The organism is Salmonella sp. SSDFZ69, from assembly GCF_004010755.1.
GTDB lineage: Bacteria > Pseudomonadota > Gammaproteobacteria > Enterobacterales > Enterobacteriaceae > Salmonella > Salmonella enterica.
In genome coordinates this window covers 3,375,160-3,394,303 of the sequence record NZ_CP034831.1, presented here as the reverse complement: position 1 = coordinate 3,394,303, position 19,144 = coordinate 3,375,160, and the positions used below count along the sequence as shown (strand labels likewise).

At 53.0% G+C, this 19,144-nt stretch carries 17 protein-coding genes and 3 pseudogenes; 6 read left to right on the top strand and 14 right to left on the bottom strand.

The window, feature by feature from the left end; all coding sequences use genetic code 11:
• Positions 1 to 2 precede the first annotated feature (2 nt).
• The 5 genes from phnV to phnR form a co-directional block, all read right to left on the bottom strand.
• Positions 3 to 800, bottom strand: a complete 798-nt coding sequence (gene phnV, locus EOS98_RS16980) for a 2-aminoethylphosphonate ABC transport system, membrane component PhnV (protein WP_000909791.1) — start codon at positions 798 to 800, stop codon at positions 3 to 5.
• Positions 801 to 802: 2 nt separating this feature from the next.
• Positions 803 to 1,663: a 2-aminoethylphosphonate ABC transporter permease subunit gene (gene phnU / locus EOS98_RS16975; RefSeq protein ID WP_000052716.1), complete on the bottom strand. Its 861-nt coding sequence runs from the start codon at positions 1,661 to 1,663 to the stop codon at positions 803 to 805.
• A gap of 2 nt (positions 1,664 to 1,665) precedes the next feature.
• The gene (gene phnT, locus EOS98_RS16970; RefSeq protein WP_020437364.1) at positions 1,666 to 2,775 is read right to left on the bottom strand and encodes a 2-aminoethylphosphonate ABC transport system ATP-binding subunit PhnT; all 1,110 of its coding nucleotides are present in this window, start codon (positions 2,773 to 2,775) and stop codon (positions 1,666 to 1,668) included.
• A gap of 5 nt (positions 2,776 to 2,780) precedes the next feature.
• A complete protein-coding gene (gene phnS, locus EOS98_RS16965; RefSeq protein ID WP_000778008.1) occupies positions 2,781 to 3,794 on the bottom strand; it encodes a 2-aminoethylphosphonate ABC transporter substrate-binding protein in 1,014 nt (337 codons plus the stop codon).
• Between the two features lie 197 nt (positions 3,795 to 3,991).
• Positions 3,992 to 4,711, bottom strand: a complete 720-nt coding sequence (phnR, locus tag EOS98_RS16960) for a phosphonate utilization transcriptional regulator PhnR (protein WP_000836268.1) — start codon at positions 4,709 to 4,711, stop codon at positions 3,992 to 3,994.
• Positions 4,712 to 4,850: 139 nt separating this feature from the next.
• On the opposite strand from phnR, the gene phnW reads away from it, so the two are divergent.
• The 3 genes and pseudogenes from phnW to EOS98_RS25135 form a co-directional block, all read left to right on the top strand.
• Positions 4,851 to 5,954, top strand: a complete 1,104-nt coding sequence (gene phnW / locus EOS98_RS16955) for a 2-aminoethylphosphonate--pyruvate transaminase (protein ID WP_000203972.1) — start codon at positions 4,851 to 4,853, stop codon at positions 5,952 to 5,954.
• Between the two features lie 9 nt (positions 5,955 to 5,963).
• A complete protein-coding gene (phnX, locus tag EOS98_RS16950; protein WP_126524437.1) occupies positions 5,964 to 6,773 on the top strand; it encodes a phosphonoacetaldehyde hydrolase in 810 nt (269 codons plus the stop codon).
• Between the two features lie 5 nt (positions 6,774 to 6,778).
• Positions 6,779 to 6,861 (top strand): annotated as a pseudogene (locus tag EOS98_RS25135) (hypothetical protein); the annotation flags it as partial.
• Positions 6,862 to 6,869: 8 nt separating this feature from the next.
• On the opposite strand, the gene yajL reads toward EOS98_RS25135, so the two are convergent.
• Positions 6,870 to 7,460, bottom strand: a complete 591-nt coding sequence (gene yajL, locus EOS98_RS16945) for a protein deglycase YajL (RefSeq protein ID WP_126524230.1) — start codon at positions 7,458 to 7,460, stop codon at positions 6,870 to 6,872.
• Entirely contained in the window at positions 7,423 to 8,334 is a 912-nt protein-coding gene (gene panE / locus EOS98_RS16940; protein ID WP_000705814.1) for a 2-dehydropantoate 2-reductase, read from the bottom strand. Before panE ends, yajL begins: the two co-directional genes overlap by 38 nt.
• A 125-nt stretch (positions 8,335 to 8,459) precedes the next feature.
• Between panE and EOS98_RS16935 the strand changes: the two genes are divergently transcribed.
• Positions 8,460 to 8,951 carry a YajQ family cyclic di-GMP-binding protein gene (locus EOS98_RS16935; RefSeq protein WP_001138913.1) on the top strand — a complete coding sequence of 164 codons (492 nt, stop codon included), beginning with the start codon at positions 8,460 to 8,462 and terminating at the stop codon, positions 8,949 to 8,951.
• A gap of 46 nt (positions 8,952 to 8,997) precedes the next feature.
• Here EOS98_RS16935 and EOS98_RS16930 read toward each other — a convergent pair whose 3' ends face one another.
• Together EOS98_RS16930 and EOS98_RS24905 are read right to left on the bottom strand one after the other, a co-directional pair.
• Positions 8,998 to 10,362: an MFS transporter gene (locus EOS98_RS16930; protein ID WP_126524229.1), complete on the bottom strand. Its 1,365-nt coding sequence runs from the start codon at positions 10,360 to 10,362 to the stop codon at positions 8,998 to 9,000.
• Between the two features lie 230 nt (positions 10,363 to 10,592).
• A pseudogene (locus EOS98_RS24905) lies at positions 10,593 to 10,724 on the bottom strand (IS5/IS1182 family transposase); the annotation flags it as partial.
• Positions 10,725 to 10,898: 174 nt separating this feature from the next.
• Between EOS98_RS24905 and EOS98_RS16920 the strand changes: the two are divergent.
• Positions 10,899 to 12,411: pseudogene (locus EOS98_RS16920) on the top strand (hypothetical protein).
• Positions 12,412 to 12,422: 11 nt separating this feature from the next.
• The gene (locus EOS98_RS16915; protein ID WP_126524228.1) at positions 12,423 to 13,892 is read left to right on the top strand and encodes a tetratricopeptide repeat protein; all 1,470 of its coding nucleotides are present in this window, start codon (positions 12,423 to 12,425) and stop codon (positions 13,890 to 13,892) included.
• Positions 13,893 to 13,939: 47 nt separating this feature from the next.
• Here EOS98_RS16915 and cyoE read toward each other — a convergent pair whose 3' ends face one another.
• Genes cyoE through cyoA form a run of 5 tightly spaced genes read right to left on the bottom strand, consistent with a single transcriptional unit; the run spans position 13,940 to position 18,733 of the window.
• On the bottom strand, positions 13,940 to 14,830 hold the full coding sequence (gene cyoE / locus EOS98_RS16910) for a heme o synthase (RefSeq protein WP_000971352.1): 891 nt from the start codon (positions 14,828 to 14,830) through the stop codon (positions 13,940 to 13,942).
• A gap of 11 nt (positions 14,831 to 14,841) precedes the next feature.
• On the bottom strand, positions 14,842 to 15,171 hold the full coding sequence (locus EOS98_RS16905) for a cytochrome o ubiquinol oxidase subunit IV (RefSeq protein ID WP_000019878.1): 330 nt from the start codon (positions 15,169 to 15,171) through the stop codon (positions 14,842 to 14,844).
• Complete coding sequence (locus EOS98_RS16900; RefSeq protein WP_000179833.1) at positions 15,171 to 15,785, bottom strand: cytochrome o ubiquinol oxidase subunit III; 615 nt, start codon at positions 15,783 to 15,785, stop codon at positions 15,171 to 15,173. The genes EOS98_RS16905 and EOS98_RS16900 overlap by 1 nt, the downstream gene beginning before the upstream one ends.
• Complete coding sequence (gene cyoB, locus EOS98_RS16895) at positions 15,775 to 17,766, bottom strand: cytochrome o ubiquinol oxidase subunit I (RefSeq protein WP_000467158.1); 1,992 nt, start codon at positions 17,764 to 17,766, stop codon at positions 15,775 to 15,777. The genes EOS98_RS16900 and cyoB overlap by 11 nt, the downstream gene beginning before the upstream one ends.
• A 10-nt stretch (positions 17,767 to 17,776) precedes the next feature.
• On the bottom strand, positions 17,777 to 18,733 hold the full coding sequence (gene cyoA / locus EOS98_RS16890; protein ID WP_001239448.1) for a cytochrome o ubiquinol oxidase subunit II: 957 nt from the start codon (positions 18,731 to 18,733) through the stop codon (positions 17,777 to 17,779).
• Positions 18,734 to 19,144 lie beyond the last annotated feature (411 nt).

Here is a 19,144-nt window from a genome sequence, read left to right as displayed (position 1 = left end):
TTTTATTTCTGCCCCAACCGTTTTGCAATGCGCTCCAGCTTCATCATCAGCAGCAGCGTAATGGCCACCAGCACAATGGTCAGCGCCGCGCCGTCGGCGATATTTCCACGGTCGGTCAGGCTAAAGATAGCCACCGGTAGCGTCGTCCAGCCCGGCGGATAAATCATCATCGTCGCGCCCAACTCCCCCATGGAGAGCGATAAACTCAGCGCCAGCGCTGACATCATCCACGGCATCAATAACGGCAATGTCACGTGACGCAGACGATACCAGGGCGATGCCCCCAGACTCGACGCGACGTTTTCAATATCGGCGGAAATTCGCGCCAGTCCGGTCGACACGTTACTGAAGGTAAAGGCGGAAATCAGCACAAAGTGCGCTGTCAGCACAATCCATAGGGTGCCGTTCATTTGCAATGGCCCCTGGCTGAAAGCAACCAGAATGCCCAGGCCCACGGACACTGACGGAATCGCACTCGGCAGATAGAACACCATACTTAACCATTTCTGCGTTTTCACCCCATATTGACGCAGCGCCAGCGCCGCCCAAACGCCGCAAAGCAGCGCAAACAGGCTGGCGCAAAAGCCAATCGTGAGGCTGGCAAGTAGGGCATCCCATGCCGCACCGTGCAGAGCGTTAACAAAGTGGTTCAGCGTGAAGCCACTCGGCAGAATACCGTTCCACTGCTGGCTAAGGCTGGACATCAGAATCACCGCCAGCGGCAGGAAAAAGAACACGATAAACAGTACGCTAGCCACAACGCCCGCCGCTGCGCGTCCTTTAGGTGACCAAATTAGCATGGCTAGCTCCTTACGCCGGTACGTGATGCCGCCAGGCGATAGAGGGAGAACAGCCCCAGCGACAGGACAATGTTAATCAACGCAATCATGCAGGCGACCGTATAGTCGGACTCCAGAATCGCTTTGCTGTAAACCATCATCGGCAGGGTATTAACCCCTTTCGCGCCAATAAACAGTACGATGCCGAACTCGTTTGTGGTCAACAGCAGGCACAGGCTGCCACCAGCCATCAGCGCCGGTAGCGCCGCCGGGAAAATCACCTGCCCAATCACCCGTAACGGGTGCGCCCCCAGAATGCTGGCTGCCTCTAGCTGGCTTTTATCAATTTGCCGCAGCGCGGCCATCAGTGGCCGCATCACCAGCGGAGTGAACACCGTGATCTCCGCCAGAATGACGCCCTGCATCGAGTAGAGAAAATCCACCGGCGGTAGCTCAAAGGCAAACAGGCTCATCAGCGTACCGTTGAGCAGACCCGCTGACCCATAAATAAAGGTGAACGCCAGCGTAATCAGGAAGGTCGGCAGCGCAATAAAAGTATCGACGACCCGACCAATCAACTCGCTGCCGGGGAAAGGAATAAACACCAGAATCAGCGACATCACGCTGCCCAGCAGCAGGCAACCGGCGGTGGCGAAAAAGGCGATTTGCAACGTGTTCAGCAACGCGCCGACAAAGCGTTTCGAGTCGACCACCTGGCGGAAGGTCTCGAGCCCGATCTCGCCATTGGCACCGCGTAGCGCCTGTTCAACGATGAGCGACAGAGGCCAGAAAAACAGCGTCGCCAGCACCAGCAACGGGAGCAGCAGCCACAGCAGCGGGCGTAGGTTAAGCGCCGGTTTTTCCAGTGGTAAAATGAGTGACATGGTTATACCTCAATCAGGACCGCATCATCCGGTTCGAACCACAGCGCCAGCTTGTCGCCCACGCGCGGCAGCGGATTGACATGCGTCAACACCATTCGCACCGTTTCGCCAGCAACGTCACACAACAGATGGGTTAAATCGCCCTGCCAGTGCACCGATTGCAGTGTGGCGTTGAAGCGGTTGCTGTAGGCCGAACGCGGCGTCAGGCTGAGGTGCTGAGGACGAATGCACAGCAGTTTGTTGTAACCGTGGTGGCTGCCCCGGCTGAACGCGCGAATCACCGCACCGCCGCAGCTGACGTCCACCAGCCCCGGAACCTCCGTTATCCCCAGCGCGATGGCGGAGAGAATATTGGCGCGGCCTAAGAATTCGGCGGCAAAGCGATTGGGCGGATGCTGATATAACGCGCGGGTTTCGCCGTGAGCAATCAGCGAGCCATCCTTCATAATGCCGATTTTATCGGCCAGGGTGAGCGCTTCCGTTTGATCGTGGGTGACGTAGAGAATAGTGAGTTCCGGCAGCTCACGGTGAAGACGGGCGATTTCTTCCACCATATTATGACGAATCTGTGCGTCCAGCGCTGACAGTGGTTCATCCAGCAACAGCACGCGCGGGCGCACGGCAATCGCGCGGGCGATGGCCACGCGTTGCTGCTGGCCGCCGGAAAGTTGATGCGGATAACGGGCGGCGTAATCACTCATGCCAACCGTTTTCAGCGCCTGCGTTACACGCTCATTAATTAGCGCCTTTGGCTGCTTCTGCGCACGCAGGCCAAAAGCGACGTTGTCTTCCACTTTCAGATGCGGGAACAAGGCGTAGTTCTGCACCACCATCGCCAACCCGCGTTTATAGGGTGGCAGATGGGTGACGTCCGTATCGCCAATCAGAATACGACCGCCTGCAGGTTGCACAAAGCCCGCAACCGCACGCAGCACCGTCGTTTTTCCAGATCCTGATGGGCCAATCAGCGCCAGCACTTCGCCAGGTTCAATCGTCAAAGAGAGCGGTTTAAGCACCACGTTGCCGTGATACGCAACGCGCAGCGAGTCGAGGACTATCCCCGATGTCCCCTGCGATGCAGGGGCGTGAACGGCGGTCGTTTTCATCAGCATCAGGCTTACTCGCTTTCGGTCACTTTGTGCCAACGGCTAATATCTGCCGACAGCGAAACGGCTACGTCATCCCAATTTGGCTGCCAGCTCTGCACGCCTTCTAACGCGGCAGTGGCGGCCTTGTAATGTTCGTCGCTCGGCGTCACGTCGCTGCGTACCGGCATTCCCCAGGAGAGTTCGCTGACGCGAGTCTGCGCTTCTTTACTCAGCAGGAAGTTAATCAGCTTTTTACCATTTTCACTCTGCGGCGCCCCCTGGACCAGGCCAATGACATAAGGGATGGCCAGCGCGCTGCGCTCGCCTTTGTCGTTGGCCGGCCAGAAGATTTTCACGTTCGGGTTACGTTCCATCTGCGCGAGGTTCATTTGCAGGTCGCCGTTAGCGACGTAGATTTCACCTTTATTAACCAGCGCGGTTAGCTTGCCGGTAGAGGCAGATGGCCCGACGTTATTGGCCTGCAGCTTGCCGAGATACGCAAAACCGGCATCTTTACTGCCGAAGCTGTGGAAAGCCTGCAGCATCACCGCCGTGCCGTCAGCGGCCTGACCTGGCGTGGAATACTGGAGTTTATTTTTGAATTTACCGTCAAGCAGATCCTGCCAGCTCGCCGGGGCAGTTTTCAGCAGCTTGCTGTTGTAGATAAAGCTCAGATAGTTCTTTACCAGCGGCGAATAAAGGTTGTTGGCATCGGGGATAGCCGATGCGGCGTCGGTGTTAAAGTTCGCCAGCAGCTTTTCGGCGGCGGCGCGCTGAATGAATGGCGGCGCGGTTACCAGCACGTCGGCCTGTGGATTCGTGCGCTCTTTTGCCAGACGTTCCACTACCACGCCACCACCGCCTTCAACATAGCGTACGGTAATGCCGGTCGCTTTGGTGAATGCGTCAAACTGTACCTGGTACCAGCTGTTATCGCCATCATGCAGCCCGTCGATGGAGTACACCGTGACCACCGATTCCGCCCATGACGGGGCGCTGGCGAGAGCGAAGACAGACAGCAGAGCAAGTCGGGAAAGTTTCATCGTAATAGCCTCATAGCGTACGTTGCATTTTCTGGACTATACCAGGTTTGCTTTTTACGCTAAACGGCTTATATGACAAAACGATGAAAGAGAAATAAATCAGTCCACGCCGGAGGATGCTGCGCTTATCCGGATAGCCGTGAGACGATACGATTGGTAGGCCGGATAAGTCCCGCAGCCAACATCCGGCGCATCCGCTAGTGGGTATCTACCTCAATACGCAGGCTGTCGTGACGCCAGTATTCGATATCCAGATCCAGCACTCGCCCGTGTTGATCGTAGTTCAGACGGCGCAGCAACAGCGCCGGGCGCCCTTCCATAACGCCCAGCGCCTGTGCGGCCTGCGCAGGCATGGCGGTGGGGTAGAACGACAGATGCATGCTGGTATAGACGAGGTTGTAGTGCGACTCGTATACCTCGGTCAGGCTGCCGTTGAGATCGTACTGCAGCAGCTCAGGCACGCGGGCGGGCAAACAATGGTTTTCGCAGTAGCACACGGCGCGGCCATCGGCGTAACGCAGACGGGTCAGCAGATAGATTTGATCAAACGGCTGGAGCTGGAGGGGCTCCATGACCTCGACAGGCACGGTGGTTAACACGCCGCTCAGTAGCGCGGTTTTTGGCTCCCGCCCCTGCTCGCGGCAAAGCTTATGGAAGTTGGTGTTCTGGGTCGGATCCAGCCACAGGCGTTCCGGCGTAACGAACCAACCGCGACGATCGGCGCGCCAGATAAGCCCACTGGACTCCAGCTGCGCCAGGCTTTCGCGAATAGTAATGCGCGTGGTGTTGAAGATCGCGCACAGTTCGCGTTCAGACGGCAGTTTATCACCGCTTTTCAACGCACCGCTCTGAATACGCGCCTGAAGCTGCGCCTTGATCAACAGGTACTGCGGGATATCGCCCGGGATAGATTTCATGCTTACTCGCTTCCGTTTTGCCTGCCGCCATTATACAAGCAGAGATGAATTTTTTGTTGCAGCGCGATTTTCTCTTTGACCCGTCGCGGCAAAGATCGTCATGATAAATGCAATCTGGTATAGACCAAAGGTAAATAACATGACTTCGCGTAACTATCTGTTGCTGACTCCTGGCCCGCTCACCACCTCTCGTACCGTGAAAGAAGCGATGTTGTTCGATAGCTGTACCTGGGATGATGATTACAATATCGGCGTGGTGGAACAGATCCGCCAGCAGCTGACCGAACTGGCAACGGCCTCCGAAGGCTACACCTCCGTACTGCTACAAGGCAGCGGTAGCTATGCTGTGGAAGCCGTACTGGGCAGCGCATTGGGGCCGCAGGATAAGGTGCTGATCGTCAGCAACGGTGCATACGGCGCACGAATGGTCGAGATGGCCGGCCTTATGGGTATCGCCCATCACGCTTACGACTGCGGCGAAGTTGCGCGCCCGGACGTGCAGGCGATCGACGCGATCCTAAACGCCGACCCGACGATCAGCCATATCGCCATGGTGCATAGCGAAACGACCACCGGGATGCTCAACCCCATTGATGAGGTGGGCGCTCTGGCGCATCGCTATGGCAAAACCTACATCGTTGACGCCATGAGCAGCTTCGGCGGCATCCCCATGGATATTGCAACATTACACATCGACTATCTGATCAGCTCCGCCAATAAATGCATCCAGGGCGTGCCGGGTTTTGCCTTCGTGATTGCCCGCGAGCAAAAACTGGCCGCGTGCAAAGGGCGTTCCCGCTCGCTGTCGTTAGATCTCTACGCCCAGTGGCGTTGCATGGAGGATAACCACGGCAAATGGCGTTTTACTTCGCCCACACATACCGTCCTGGCGTTTGCCCAGGCGCTGAAAGAGCTGGCGAAAGAAGGTGGCGTGGCGGCACGTCATCAACGCTATCAGCAAAATCAGCGCAGCCTGGTGGCCGGAATGCGGGCGCTGGGCTTTAACACGCTGCTGGATGACGAGCTTCATTCGCCCATTATCACCGCCTTTTATTCACCGGAAGACCCGCAGTATCGCTTTAGCGAATTTTATCGCCGCCTCAAAGAGCAGGGCTTTGTTATCTATCCTGGCAAAGTGTCGCAAAGCGACTGCTTCCGCATCGGCAACATTGGCGAAGTATATGCCGCCGATATCACTGCCCTGCTGACCGCCATTCGTACCGCCATGTACTGGACGAAATAAGGAACCATGATGAACCGTATTCACGCTGTTATTCTCGACTGGGCGGGCACCACCGTCGATTTTGGCTCCTTCGCGCCGACGCAAATTTTCGTCGAGGCGTTCCGTCAGGCATTTGATGTGGAGATCACCCTCGCCGAAGCACGCGTGCCAATGGGGCTGGGTAAATGGCAACACATTGAAGCGCTGGGAAAATTACCTGCTGTTGACGCGCGCTGGCAGGCAAAGTTTGGCCGCTCCATGAACGCAGCAGATATTGATGCCATCTATTCCGCCTTCATGCCGTTACAGATTGCTAAAGTTGTCGATTTTTCTTCTCCTATTGCCGGAGTTATCGACACGATCGCGGCGCTACGAGCCGAGGGCATTAAGATAGGCTCCTGCTCCGGTTACCCACGAGCGGTGATGGAGCGCCTGGTCCCTGCCGCCGCTGAGCATGGTTATCGTCCGGATCATTGGGTGGCAACGGACGACCTGGCCGTGGGGGGGCGCCCGGGGCCGTGGATGGCGCTGCAAAACGTGATTGCGCTGGGCATTGATGCGGTCGCGCACTGTGTGAAGGTAGATGATGCCGCGCCGGGCATTAGCGAGGGGCTTAACGCGGGGATGTGGACGGTGGGGCTGGCGGTATCGGGTAACGAATTCGGCGCAACATGGGACGCCTATCAGACTATGTCGCAAGGGGACGTTGCGGTCCGCCGCGAGCACGCGGCCAGCAAGCTGTACGCCGCCGGGGCGCATTACGTGGTGGATTCACTGGCGGATTTACCTGGGGTGATTGCGCATATTAATGCGCGTCTGGCGCAGGGCGAACGTCCGTAAAATAACTGCCGGATGGTGCTGCCGCTTATTCGGCCTACAGACTGTACCGTTTTGTAGGCCGGATAAGGTGTTTACGCCGCCATCCGGCAATCATTCTTATTCGTAGTAGTTATAAATCCCCGCCGCCATCACCAGTTGCGAAGCCACTTCATGCGCTTTTTCACGACCAACCAACAGGTCGATGATTTTCAAACCAAAATCGATAGCGGTACCCGGTCCCTGGCTGGTTAATAATTTTACCCGCGCATCCCACACCACACGCTTATCCTGCCACTGTTCGGCGGGGATTTTATCTTTCAGTGCCGGAAAACCGGTCATATTGCCGATAGGGAAGATATCGTGCGGCACGAGCACTGTGGCGGCTGCGGCGCAAATGGCTGCGACAATGCGCCCGGAGCGGTGAAACTGTTTTACGGTTTCGACCAGCAGCGGGCTGTCGCAAAAGCACTCGGCGCCTTTAATTCCGCCGGGCAACACGATGATGTCATAATCGCCGTCGGCAACCTCAACCAGCGGCGCATCCGCCAGTAGCTTTACACCGCGCGAGCAGACAATCGTCAGGTTGCCATCGCTGGCGACGCTGGCGGTAGTGACGTGGATTCCGCCGCGAACCAGCAGATCGATAGTGGTGACCGCTTCGGTCTCTTCACTACCAGGGGCGAGGCATACCAGTGCCTGAGCGCTCATACTCACTCTCCTTTCGCTTTACCATTTCAAACAGGCGGCTATTTTCCGGAACGGCGAGACCGTGCACGCGGGCGCGCTTGAGTAAATAACCGGTGATGTAGTCAATTTCGGTATGGCGCATGGCACGCACGTCCTGCAACATGGATGAGATGTTTTCTGCCGTACTGTCAATCACTTGCTCAACATAATAGCGTAAATCGTCTGCCGATGTGTGGTAGCCTTCACGTTCAATCACGGCGGCGACCTCTTCGCAAATTGCGTTGATTTCATCAGGATGATGGCGCAGCTCGCCGTTCGGGCAGTTCCAAAGCGCGGTGAGCGGGTTGATAACACAGTTGACCGCCAGTTTGCGCCACATCTCTGCGCGGATATTGTTATGCCAGGCGACATCGGGCAGTACCCCCTGCAGGATATCGGCGAGATAACTGTAATCGCCGTCTTGCTCGCGCGCCGGGCCAATATGCGTAGTACCGTTAGCGACATGAATAATGATATTACCGTCGCGGCGCGCAGCATGGGTGATAGTCCCCATCAACATCGGCTGTTGGATATTTTGCAGCTCTTCTATGGTTCCCATTCCATTATGAATGAGCAGGATAGGCGACGTCACCGGTAGGGTTGACGCCAGGGTTCGTACTGCGTCGGAAACCTGCCACGCTTTCAGCGTGACTAATAACAGTTCGCTCTTCGCCAAAAAATCCGGATCGTTTGCCGTCAGTGATTCGTTGAAAAAGGAACCATCGGTATCGATCAGATTTACGCTGCAATAAGGTTGTGGCACCCGTAGCCAGCCCTGTACGTCATGTCCGTGTTTGCACAGTGCCGAAAGCCAAAGTTGTCCTAAGGCTCCGCATCCCAGTACAGTAATTTTCATTGTTCCTCCTCACCTGCAACAGCGCCAGGTGTTATGGCGCTAATTATAGCGTCATCAGCTAAGCTTCTCGTTAAGCCTCGTTGCAGGTATTATGCAACGCAACGAAAATGAAGGGAGAAGAAAAGATGCCATCTTTCGATATTGTTTCTGAAGTTGATCTGCAGGAAGCGCGTAACGGCGTGGATAACGCGGTTCGCGAGGTTGAGTCTCGTTTTGACTTTCGTGGCGTAGAGGCGACTATTGAACTGAACGATGCCAATAAAACCATCAAGGTGCTGAGCGAGTCCGATTTCCAGGTCAATCAGTTGCTCGATATTCTGCGCGCCAAGCTGCTTAAACGCGGTATTGAAGGCGCTTCGCTGGATGTACCGGACGAGTTCGTGCATAGCGGTAAAACCTGGTATGTGGAAGCGAAGCTGAAGCAGGGCATTGAAAGCGCCGTGCAGAAGAAAATCGTCAAGCTGATTAAAGACAGCAAACTGAAGGTGCAGGCGCAAATTCAGGGGGAAGAGATTCGCGTGACGGGCAAATCACGTGACGATCTGCAATCGGTAATGGCGCTGGTTCGCGGCGGCGATTTGGGCCAGCCGTTCCAGTTCAAAAACTTCCGCGATTAAGTTGTTATGCCGGATAGAGCCTCGCCGCCATCCGGCAATACAGCATTCATCCTTTGCTGATAAGCTGTTCAACTTCAAAGCGATTGGTCACTTTGCTGTCGATTTTGACGTAAGCGGAATGCTCTTCCGCCACGATCAGCGCTTCGCTTACGCCTTTCATTGCCAACAGTCGCTGTTTTAGCCTGTCGTCAGCAACAATATCCGCTGGAATTTCCACGCGCAGGCTGCTGACATAGGGCGGCTCTTTCATGGTACTTGCCACCGCCAGCCATACCATCGCCAGTACGGCCCCGGCAAGGAAAACGGTTTGCCCATCAAACGTGCCGTCTATCCAGCCGCCCAGCGAGCCGCCAAGCGCCACGCCAAGAAATTGACTGGTAGAATAGACGCCCATCGCCGTTCCTTTATACCCCGCGGGCGATTCTTTGCTAATCAGCGAAGGCAGCAGCGCCTCCATCAGATTAAAGGCGAGGAAAAAGAGTTGTACGCCAATCACCAGCTCCCAGAAATGTTGGCCCGCTCCCCACAACACGATTTCTGCGACGACAATGAGTCCCACGCAGAACAGGAATACCTGCTTCATCCGCCGTTTGACTTCAGCATAGATAATAAAAGGCACGACGGCGGCAAAGGCGATTACCATGGTTGCCAGATACACCTTCCAGTGTTCGGCGGCAGGGAAACCGGCATCGGCAAGCTGGCCGGGCAGGGCGACAAAGGTGGACATCAATAAAATATGCAGACACATAATGCCGAAATTGAGCTTGAGCAGCCTCGGCTCCGCCAGCACTTTACTGAAGCTGCCTTTGACCATCCCGGATTCGCGATTCAGCACATGGTTGGTACTGTTGGGAACCACCCAGATTGTCAGAAGAATGCCCAGGGTGGCGAGGGCGGCGATCATCCAGAACAACGCGTTCAATCCCAGACTATGGGTAACGATCGGCCCTAATACCATCGCAATCGCGAAAGTGATACCAAAGCTGACGCCGATAAACGCCATCGCTTTGGTGCGGTTTTGTTCTCGGGTGAGGTCAGACAGGAGCGCCATGACGGCGGCGGCAATAGCGCCGGCCCCTTGTAGCGCTCGCCCCAGAATAATGCCCCAGATTGAGTGAGAGAGCGCGGCAATGATGCTACCCGCGACAAATACCGCCAGTCCGCCGACAATCAGCGGTTTGCGGCCAATGCGGTCGGACAGCAGCCCAAAGGGAATTTGAAAGATAGCCTGCGCCAGCCCGTAAATGCCGATCGCAATGCCGATTAATGCTTCGCTGGCGCCCTGTAGCGCCATACCGTATGTGGTCAGTACTGGTAGAACCATAAACATGCCCAGCATACGCAACGAAAAGACGGTCCCTAAACCCCATGTGGCGCGCAGCTCCCCTGGCGTCATTTTATAATCGTTCATTGCCACCTCTGTATAAAAGCTGGGAGTAGTGTAGTGCGGGGAGTGTGTCGGGTAAATAGAGGGTTAATTAGCAAATATTATGTTTTTGAAACAGTTGAGCTAAAAAAGAGATAAATTGTTAACACGATAGGGACGATCGGGAGAGTCAGCATAGCCTTGTGCTCATTCATATTCCGATCTCCTTGAGCTGTAGTGGCTATCTGAGCCATATCAGTATAGTGTAGCGGTTAGCCACGGCCTTCAGGCTGTGTGCGCTGTTGCTCCATGTTGCAATAGCAGAACTCGTCAAGCCAGACTGTCAGCGAACCGCGCTGCCTGAGTGTGGCTGGCCGGTGGGTGATTTTAAACTTTTGCTTTGCCATAGGAACCCGATTCTGAAACGACTGCAATGATCAGATTCGTCCATCTTCTGATAATTTGATTTATTCAACAACGCCGAGACTGATAGCAAACTTTCTGCGTGATGGCGCGCGTTTATCAGGCAGAAGATTCGTCAGCAGTCGCATTTATTATATTATTCAAGGAGTGAATTCGTTATGGAAATTAAATATTTATCATTATGTATTTTGGCGGGTATTTTATTTGTTAGCCAGGTAAATGCATCAGAGAACAACGGTAAAGATGATGTAAAATATGCTGCGCTTACCCAGAAGGATCTTGATGCTTTGCCTGTGGAAAAAAGAGCTTCGGTTCTGGATGAACTGGGGTTTATTCATGAATACGGCCTTGGTGTGCCGATGAATCGCGAACAGGCGTTGCAGTATTACAAGCAGGCCTGTGAACTTGGCGGTAACTATGGTTGCTATAATGTGAAGTATGCTTATCAGTATGGCGACGGAGTGGCGAAAGATAGCGCTCAGGTCAATAAGTATGCTAAAAAAATGAATCTGGATAATTTATTGATTGAGCAAGACTATATCGATAAGTTTTCGCAAGAAATTTACGCGGCAAAAGCATTGGCCGATACGGATAAATCGCAGCGGCCAGAATTTATTAATGCACTATTTAATCTCCTAAATAATAGGCCAGAGAGCGATGCGCTTTTTTTTAGTCGTATCGGATTTAATCAGGAAAAAACGTTCCGCCTTGCTACGCTATGGGTACAGGACGGCGATCCACAAATGGATTATCAACTGGGGTTACTCACCCTTAATGATTTCTCTGGTCATTATGTGGATGAGCCTTATAAGGCCAGGCCAGCCTCGTTGAAATGGTTTCGTGCCGCCGCGGAAAAAGGCGTCGTTGAGGCCCAATCTCTCTTGGGGGGTATTTATTCGGGGGGAGAGGGCGATGAGTGGGGGATTAAGCCAGACATTCAGGAAGCACAAAAATGGTATGGGCAGGCGGCTGAGCAGGGTGACAGCGATGCACAGATTGCGCTAGGTAAAATCTATTATTCTGGCGCAACAGGGCGCACTGATTACGCTAAAGCGCTGGCATTATTTACGCAGGTTGAAAATGATGGTACTAATTCGCGCATCAACGATGCCGTTGAGTTGGATGTATTATAACGGTTTAGGTACTGCACCTGACTGTGATAAAGCCTGGTCGTATTACAAGAAAGCATCTCGATATGTAGGTAAGAAAGTTGAGGAAAAAATATTTTTGAGTAAATGCGAAGCGGATATTCAGAGTCGAAAAAACAACGCGGATGCTTTACCCAACGTAACCCTAAAAAAAGAGAGTATTTTCTCTCGCGGGATAACGGCTAAACCGAAAGAATGCGCACTAATTTTTCAGATTGGCACAGATAAAATCCGTAACATGGCGAATTTGCATATTACGCTTGAGCTGAAAAATGATGATGGAGTGGCAACTGAGGAAACGTTAATGATTCCGCCATTCGGTTTGAATACTCTGGGGATAGATATGCAAAATCATGATGTTGATCCTCTCGTTACCTCATACGATCTCCCACTGTATACGCAAGATTTTTGTCACGGGATCGGCGATATCCATTTTACGCTGAAATCCGCTACGGCAACGATTAACGATAAGAATGTTGATTTGCTGAAAGCTGACAGTGTGCGCTTTTTAGATAAAAAATAAGGGAATGAAAAATGATAAAACGGAAATGGAATCTTTTGCTTCTGCTTGGGCTTTCTTTCGCATCGGTATGCCAGGCAGGTGATGATATTGACGCGTTGTATAGCCGTATTGCGCAGAAAGATATTCAGGCGCTAAATGAGCTAAAAGCGTTAGCCAAAGATAATAACGCTCAAGCGCTGGCGGAGTTGGGGTTTATTTATGAGTACGGCGTTGCTGTGCCGAAAGATACGATACAGGCTATCAAGTATTATGAGCAGGCTTGTCATGTTGAAGAACCCTATGGCTGCTACAACGCTCGTTATTTTTATCTGCATGGCCTGGGGGTGATGCAGGATGACGTTTTGGCAAAAGAGCTTGCGGATAAAACCAGTAAAGCAGACATCGATACTGATGCGCAGACGGTGACGCGCCTGATAGCCGACGAAATAGATACGGCAAAGCAAGCCGCGGAAAGCGATATTACTCAGCGTTCCCGGTTTATTGAAACATTACGCCAGTATGCCAGCGGCGGGAGCGCGATGGCCGCGCGCATCACGCGCCTGGGTTATTCAAAGGCGGATATCCTGCACCTTGCGGAGCTGTGGGCGCAGGAGAGAGACCCTGAACTTAACTTTATCGTTGGTAGCCTCTATGACTCTGGTTTTGTTGAGGTCGACGATAAAGAGGCGCGTTCGTTGCAATGGTTCCGCAAGGCTGCTGAATTGGGCCAGGCTGATGCGCAGAATATACTCGGTTACTTCTACTTGAATGGAAAACGAGGGATTAAGCGCGATCTGCAGAAGGGGGTGCAGTGGTACGAGTTGGCGGCTGCGCAGGGTAATGCCGATGCGCTCATAAATCTTGGTGAGATCTATTACTCCGGGACGCAGGTTCCGCTTGATTACGCTCGGGCGTTTGAATTCTTTGATCGGGCGGCGAAGATGGGCAAGTCTCGCGCTTTAAACTATCTTGCCTGGATGTATACCAACGGTCAGTTTGTCGACACGGACTGCCGGAAGGCAGCGGAGTTGTTTGCTCAGGGGCGAACAAGTTTTGCAGACGATCCCCATTTTCAGGTGACCTGCGAAAAAGACCGACAGGCCCGCGCTGAGGCTGTGGCAATGCGTGAAAAGAATTTGCCGAAGTTAACCTTCAATCGTGATCGTGTTTTCGGTGCGAGCCAGGGCAGCGGCTATGCATGCGAGCTGGAGTTTGTCGTCAAAACGGACAGAATCAGCAGTATAGAGAATTTACTCGTCTCACTGGCGCTGAAAAATAAGGCCGGGGCGATGTCACAGCAGGTTATCGCATTTGAGCCTTTTGGGCTAAATACGCAGAACCGCAATTTACAAGGGTATAAGTCTGATACGCTCCGTGAATCGACATTACAACCTGTCTATCAGCCGGAATTTTGCGATGTTGATAGCTATAGCGTGACTGCTGTGACGGGAATGGTTAACGGTAAAGAGATGGATATGCTTAAGGCAGGCATTTTTCTGTAACTGCGAGCGAAAATAATGGCGTATCAAGCGATACGCCATCAAAAGTCTTACCAGACGTAAGTCAGCAGATTCTGCGAATTCGGCACCATAAAATCAACGGACATCATGATACTCAGCGCGGTAATCGCAATGATAGAGAAGCCGAACAGCTTGCGCGCCCAGACCTTATCATCTTCCACTTTGTAACCGCGTAGCGCCATGCCGAGCCACCAAACGCTGACCGCCGCGGCGACCACCAGGTATTTGTAACCAGCATAACCGCCCAACGTGAGCATTAGCGTTGCAACGGCAAACGCAATGATATACAGCGTGATGTGGTTTTTAGCGACTGAGATTCCTTTTACCACCGGCAGAACCGGGATATTGGCCGCCTGATAGTCCTTAAAGCGGAAAATGGCGATGGCGTAAGAGTGCGGCATCTGCCAGAGGCTGAAAATAGCCAACAGAATCGCCGCGCCGCTGTCAAAGTCGCCCGTTACGGCGCAGTAGCCAATCACCGGCGGCGCTGCGCCGGAGAGAGAACCAATCAGCGTTCCGTAGACGGAGTGACGCTTCATGTACAAGCTGTACACGCCAACGTAGACCACGAAGCCCATCACCCCCAGCCAGCAGGCCAGAGGATTGGCGCCAAACCACAACAGCATAAAGCCAGCAATACCCAGCAGGGTGGCGTATACCAGCGAGACGCCAGGAGAAATCAGGCCTTTGACCAGCACCCGATTCTTGGTCCTTTCCATCTTCCTGTCGATATCCCTGTCGATGTAGTTGTTAAATACACAACCCGACGCCACAACCAGTGACACCCCGACCAGCGTATAAATGAACAGGGGATAGTCAATGCTGCCCTTTGAGGCCAGCAGAAATCCCCCGATCACCGAGATCAGGTTGCCAAAGATGATGCCTGGTTTCGTTACTTGCAGGTATTGCTTAAACATCATACTCGCCGCTCTTAGTGCATCATCATGTTGTAGTTGAGGTTCCACATAATCCAGATGGAGCCCACAACCAGGATGGCGATGATCAGCACGGTAAAGATGAAGGCCGTCATGTTCCAGCCTTCATCAGATTTGGTGTTCATGTGCAGGAAACACACCAGATGCACCAAAATCTGCACCACTGCCATTGCCAGGATAGATCCCAGAATAACGGCCGGAGAGGCAGCGCCAGTCATCACCATCCAGAATGGAATAACCGTCAGGATGACCGACAGGATAAAGCCGGTCATGTACGTTTTTACGCTGCCGTGGGATGCGCCGCCGCTCTCGGTAGAATGACTCATTACATCGCCCCCATCAGATAAACAACAGTGAATACGCAAATCCAAATCACATCCAGGAAGTGCCAGAACAGGCTCAGGCACATGATGCGGGTACGGTTAGTGCTGGTCAGACCGCGACGGGCAACTTGCACCATCAGCACCGCCATCCAGATCAAACCGGAAGTGACGTGCAGACCGTGCGTGCCGACCAGCGCGAAGAACGCAGACAGGAAGCCGCTGCGATCCGGGCCCATACCGTTAACAATCAGGTGATGGAATTCATAGAGTTCCATCCCGATAAATCCGGCGCCAAACAAGAAGGTCAACGCCAGCCAGGAGATAACCTGGCTCTTGTTGTTCTTGTGCATGGCGATCGCCGCCATGCCGTAGGTAATGGAGCTAAATAACAGCAGGAATGTTTCAACCAGAACGAACGGCAGTTCGAAAATGTCCTTACCTGTCGGGCCGCCAGCAGTGCCGTTCACCAGAACGGCATAGGTAGCAAACAGAATAGAGAACAGAATGCAGTCGCTCATCAGGTAGACCCAAAATCCGAAGATTTTGTTCTGGCCTGCGTCATGGTGCCCGTGTTCGTGCGCGTGGGCAGTCGCGTGCGTTAAAGTATCAGTTGCCATTTTTCAGCCCTGCCTTAGTAATCTCATCGAAATGCTGGTTTTCCAGTTTTTCGACTTCCGGGACCGGCACGTAGTAATCCACATCTTCATCAAAGCTTTTTACAATCCAGCTGATGATCATGCCTGCGAAACCCACTATCGCCAGCCACCAGATATGCCAGATCATGGCGAAGCCAAATACCGTTGCGAAGGCGGCGATAACAATACCGGCACCGCTATTTTTCGGCATATGAATCTCTTCATACTGTCCAGGCTGTTGGTACGCTTCGCCTTTTTCTTTCATTTCCCAGAAGGCGTCACGTTCGTGAACGTGCGGCACAACGGCAAAGTTATAGAACGGCGGCGGAGACGAGGTTGACCACTCCAGCGTACGGCCACCCCATGGGTCGCCGGTCAGATCGCGGTTCTGATCGCGGTCGCGAATAGAAACGAAGATCTGAATCAGTTGACACAGGATACCCAGCGCAATCAGCGCGGCGCCGGCGGCGGCAACCATCAGCATCGTATGGAACTGCGGATCAATTTGCTGGCTGAGGCGACGGGTCATGCCCATGAAGCCCAGTACGTACAGCGGCATAAAGGCTACAAAGAAACCGATAATCCAGAACCAGAAGGCGCGTTTACCCCAGGTTTCGTTCAGCTTGAAGCCAAACGCCTTCGGCCACCAGTAGGTCATACCCGCGAAGCAGCCAAACACCACGCCGCCGATGATCACGTTATGGAAGTGCGCAATCAGGAACAGGCTGTTGTGCAGGACGAAGTCCGCGCCCGGTACCGCCAGCAGAACGCCGGTCATACCGCCGACCGAGAAGGTCACGATAAAGCCGATGGTCCACATCATTGCGGAATGGAAGACGATACGGCCCTGATACATGGTGAACAACCAGTTGAAGATCTTCACCCCGGTCGGGATGGCGATAATCATGGTGGTGATACCGAAGAAGGCGTTAACGTTCGCGCCTGCGCCCATCGTGAAGAAGTGGTGCAGCCAAACGATAAACGACAGTACGGTAATACAGACGGTCGCCCAAACCAGCGAGGTATAGCCGAACAGACGTTTACGCGAGAAGGTCGCTGCGATTTCGGAGAATACCCCGAAGACCGGCAGAATCAGAATGTACACTTCCGGATGGCCCCAGGCCCAAATCAGGTTGATGTACATCATCATGTTGCCGCCCATATCGTTGGTAAAGAAATGGGTGCCCAGATAGCGATCCAGGGTCAGCAACGCGACGGTAACCGTCAGAATCGGGAAAGAGGCGATGATCAGTACGTTGGCGCACAAAGAGGCCCAGGTAAAGACCGGCATCTTGAACATCGTCATACCCGGCGCACGCATCTTCAGGATCGTCACGAAGAAGTTGATACCGGTTAACGTCGTACCAATACCCGAGAGTTGCAACGCCCATATCCAGTAATCAACCCCGACGCTGGGACTGTACTCTATTCCCGATAGCGGCGGATAAGCCAGCCACCCTGTCTGCGCGAATTCACCCACGCCCAGCGAGAGGTTAACCAGGATAACGCCGACAACGGTGAACCAGAAGCTCAGGTTGTTCAGGAAAGGGAACGCAACGTCACGCGCGCCGATCTGCAGCGGAACCACCAGGTTCATCAGACCGATAACGAAGGGCATCGCCACGAAGAAGATCATGATTACGCCGTGAGCGGTAAAGATCTGATCGTAGTGGTGCGGCGGTAGAAAACCCGCTTCGCCGGCGGAGGCAAGCGCCTGCTGGCTACGCATCATGATGGCATCGGCGAAACCACGTAACAGCATCACAATCGCGACGATGATATACATGATGCCGAGGCGTTTATGGTCAACTGACGTTAACCACTCTTTCCATAGGTAGGTCCACTTACCGAAGTAAGTAATCGCTGCCAGTATCGCCAGTCCCCCGACGATAATTGCAGCGATCGTTACCATGACGATAGGTTCATGGAACGGTACTGCATCCAGTGATAATTTTCCGAACATCTTATCTTCCTCAACCCTTGGAGTTGGCGGATTCCGCGTGGCTCATGTCCATACCTTCCATTCCTTCATGCGAGCTGTGCTCACCTTCAGGTTGGGTCATGTCCATGCTCTTACCGTGGTCCATGAATTTGTTAATAACGTCCTTGAACAAATCTGGTTTCACGCTGGAGAAATATTCCACCTTGTTGTACTCGCTTGGCATAGCCACTTTCTCGAACGCCGCCATATCATTCATGGTGTTCGGAGACTGCTTCGCTTTTGCGACCCATTGGTCGAATTCTGCGCGGTCTTTGGTGGCGATAGCTTTAAACTTCATACCAGAGAAGCCCGGGCCGCTATAGCTGGCGGAGATGCCATCGTAGGTTCCGGGTTCGTTGGCGATCAGATGCAAACGTGTTTGCATACCGGCCATGGCATAAATCTGGCTACCCAGACGCGGGATAAAGAAGGAGTTCATCACGGAGTTGGAGGTCACTTTGAAATAAACCGGCGTGTTCGCCGGGAAGGCGATCTCGTTGACGGTGGCGATACCCTGCTCCGGATAGATGAAGAACCATTTCCAGTCCATGGAAACCACTTCGATGGTGATCGGTTTTTCGTCATGCGCCAGCGGCTTGCTTGGTTCAAGCGCGTGCGTGGTTTTCCAGGTCAGTACGGCAAGGAAAATGATGATTAAGATAGGCACCGTCCAGACCACGGCTTCCACTTTATTGGAGTGTGACCAGTTCGGGCTATACTTCGCATCCTTATTACTCGCACGATACTTCCAGGCAAAACCAACAGCCATCAAGATGGCGGGAATAACGACGATCAACATCAGGCCAAATGCCGTCAGTATCAGCGAACGTTGCTCCAGTCCAATCTGTCCTTTGGGATCCAGCAGCGCAGAATTACAGCCACTGAGTAATGCAGTGCCTGCAATTAATGACAACCATCCCAAACTTTTATTGTATTTCCTGAGTCTCATTTAACGACCTCAATTCCACGGGACCTGGTGGCGTTTAAAGTGTAGGGGCATTTTACGGTAAGGTTACATTACTGTAAACATGATTGGTTCTGTGTTACCAAGTTCTGCCGCGCATGTCACATATGTTGCCAAGTATGTCGAAATAACTTTAAGACACTGTTGAAACTTTGCGTTATAACGGATGAGGTCTGTAAGTGGGATGTTGAGGGATAATTGGTATAACCAATGTAAAAATAAAACAATTACTTAACAATTTATTATCAATAAAAGGACAATCAACGGCAGAAATTTAAATTTAATCGGCTGAATCGTGTAAAGAAAATAGGTAACGTAGAAATTACCAATAATTTCCAAAATTCTGTTGCGCACAAAAAGACAAATATATTTTTTATCAATTGATGGTTATTTAGC

Bases quoted from the DNA above. Each gene is read 5' to 3' on its own strand.
- phnT (WP_020437364.1), bottom strand. From the start codon at position 2,775: ATGCTGATGAAAACGACCGCCGTTCACGCCCCTGCATCGCAGGGGACA.
- panE (WP_000705814.1), bottom strand. From the start codon at position 8,334: ATGAAAATTACTGTACTGGGATGCGGAGCCTTAGGACAACTTTGGCTT.
- phnW (WP_000203972.1), top strand. From the start codon at position 4,851: ATGACTTCGCGTAACTATCTGTTGCTGACTCCTGGCCCGCTCACCACC.
- phnS (WP_000778008.1), bottom strand. From the start codon at position 3,794: ATGAAACTTTCCCGACTTGCTCTGCTGTCTGTCTTCGCTCTCGCCAGC.
- cyoA (WP_001239448.1), bottom strand. From the start codon at position 18,733: ATGAGACTCAGGAAATACAATAAAAGTTTGGGATGGTTGTCATTAATT.
- phnU (WP_000052716.1), bottom strand. From the start codon at position 1,663: ATGTCACTCATTTTACCACTGGAAAAACCGGCGCTTAACCTACGCCCG.
- phnR (WP_000836268.1), bottom strand. From the start codon at position 4,711: ATGAAATCTATCCCGGGCGATATCCCGCAGTACCTGTTGATCAAGGCG.
- EOS98_RS16905 (WP_000019878.1), bottom strand. From the start codon at position 15,171: ATGAGTCATTCTACCGAGAGCGGCGGCGCATCCCACGGCAGCGTAAAA.
- phnV (WP_000909791.1), bottom strand. From the start codon at position 800: ATGCTAATTTGGTCACCTAAAGGACGCGCAGCGGCGGGCGTTGTGGCT.
- yajL (WP_126524230.1), bottom strand. From the start codon at position 7,460: ATGAGCGCTCAGGCACTGGTATGCCTCGCCCCTGGTAGTGAAGAGACC.
- EOS98_RS16930 (WP_126524229.1), bottom strand. From the start codon at position 10,362: ATGAACGATTATAAAATGACGCCAGGGGAGCTGCGCGCCACATGGGGT.
- cyoE (WP_000971352.1), bottom strand. From the start codon at position 14,830: ATGATGTTTAAGCAATACCTGCAAGTAACGAAACCAGGCATCATCTTT.
- EOS98_RS16935 (WP_001138913.1), top strand. From the start codon at position 8,460: ATGCCATCTTTCGATATTGTTTCTGAAGTTGATCTGCAGGAAGCGCGT.
- phnX (WP_126524437.1), top strand. From the start codon at position 5,964: ATGAACCGTATTCACGCTGTTATTCTCGACTGGGCGGGCACCACCGTC.
- cyoB (WP_000467158.1), bottom strand. From the start codon at position 17,766: ATGTTCGGAAAATTATCACTGGATGCAGTACCGTTCCATGAACCTATC.
- EOS98_RS16915 (WP_126524228.1), top strand. From the start codon at position 12,423: ATGATAAAACGGAAATGGAATCTTTTGCTTCTGCTTGGGCTTTCTTTC.
- EOS98_RS16900 (WP_000179833.1), bottom strand. From the start codon at position 15,785: ATGGCAACTGATACTTTAACGCACGCGACTGCCCACGCGCACGAACAC.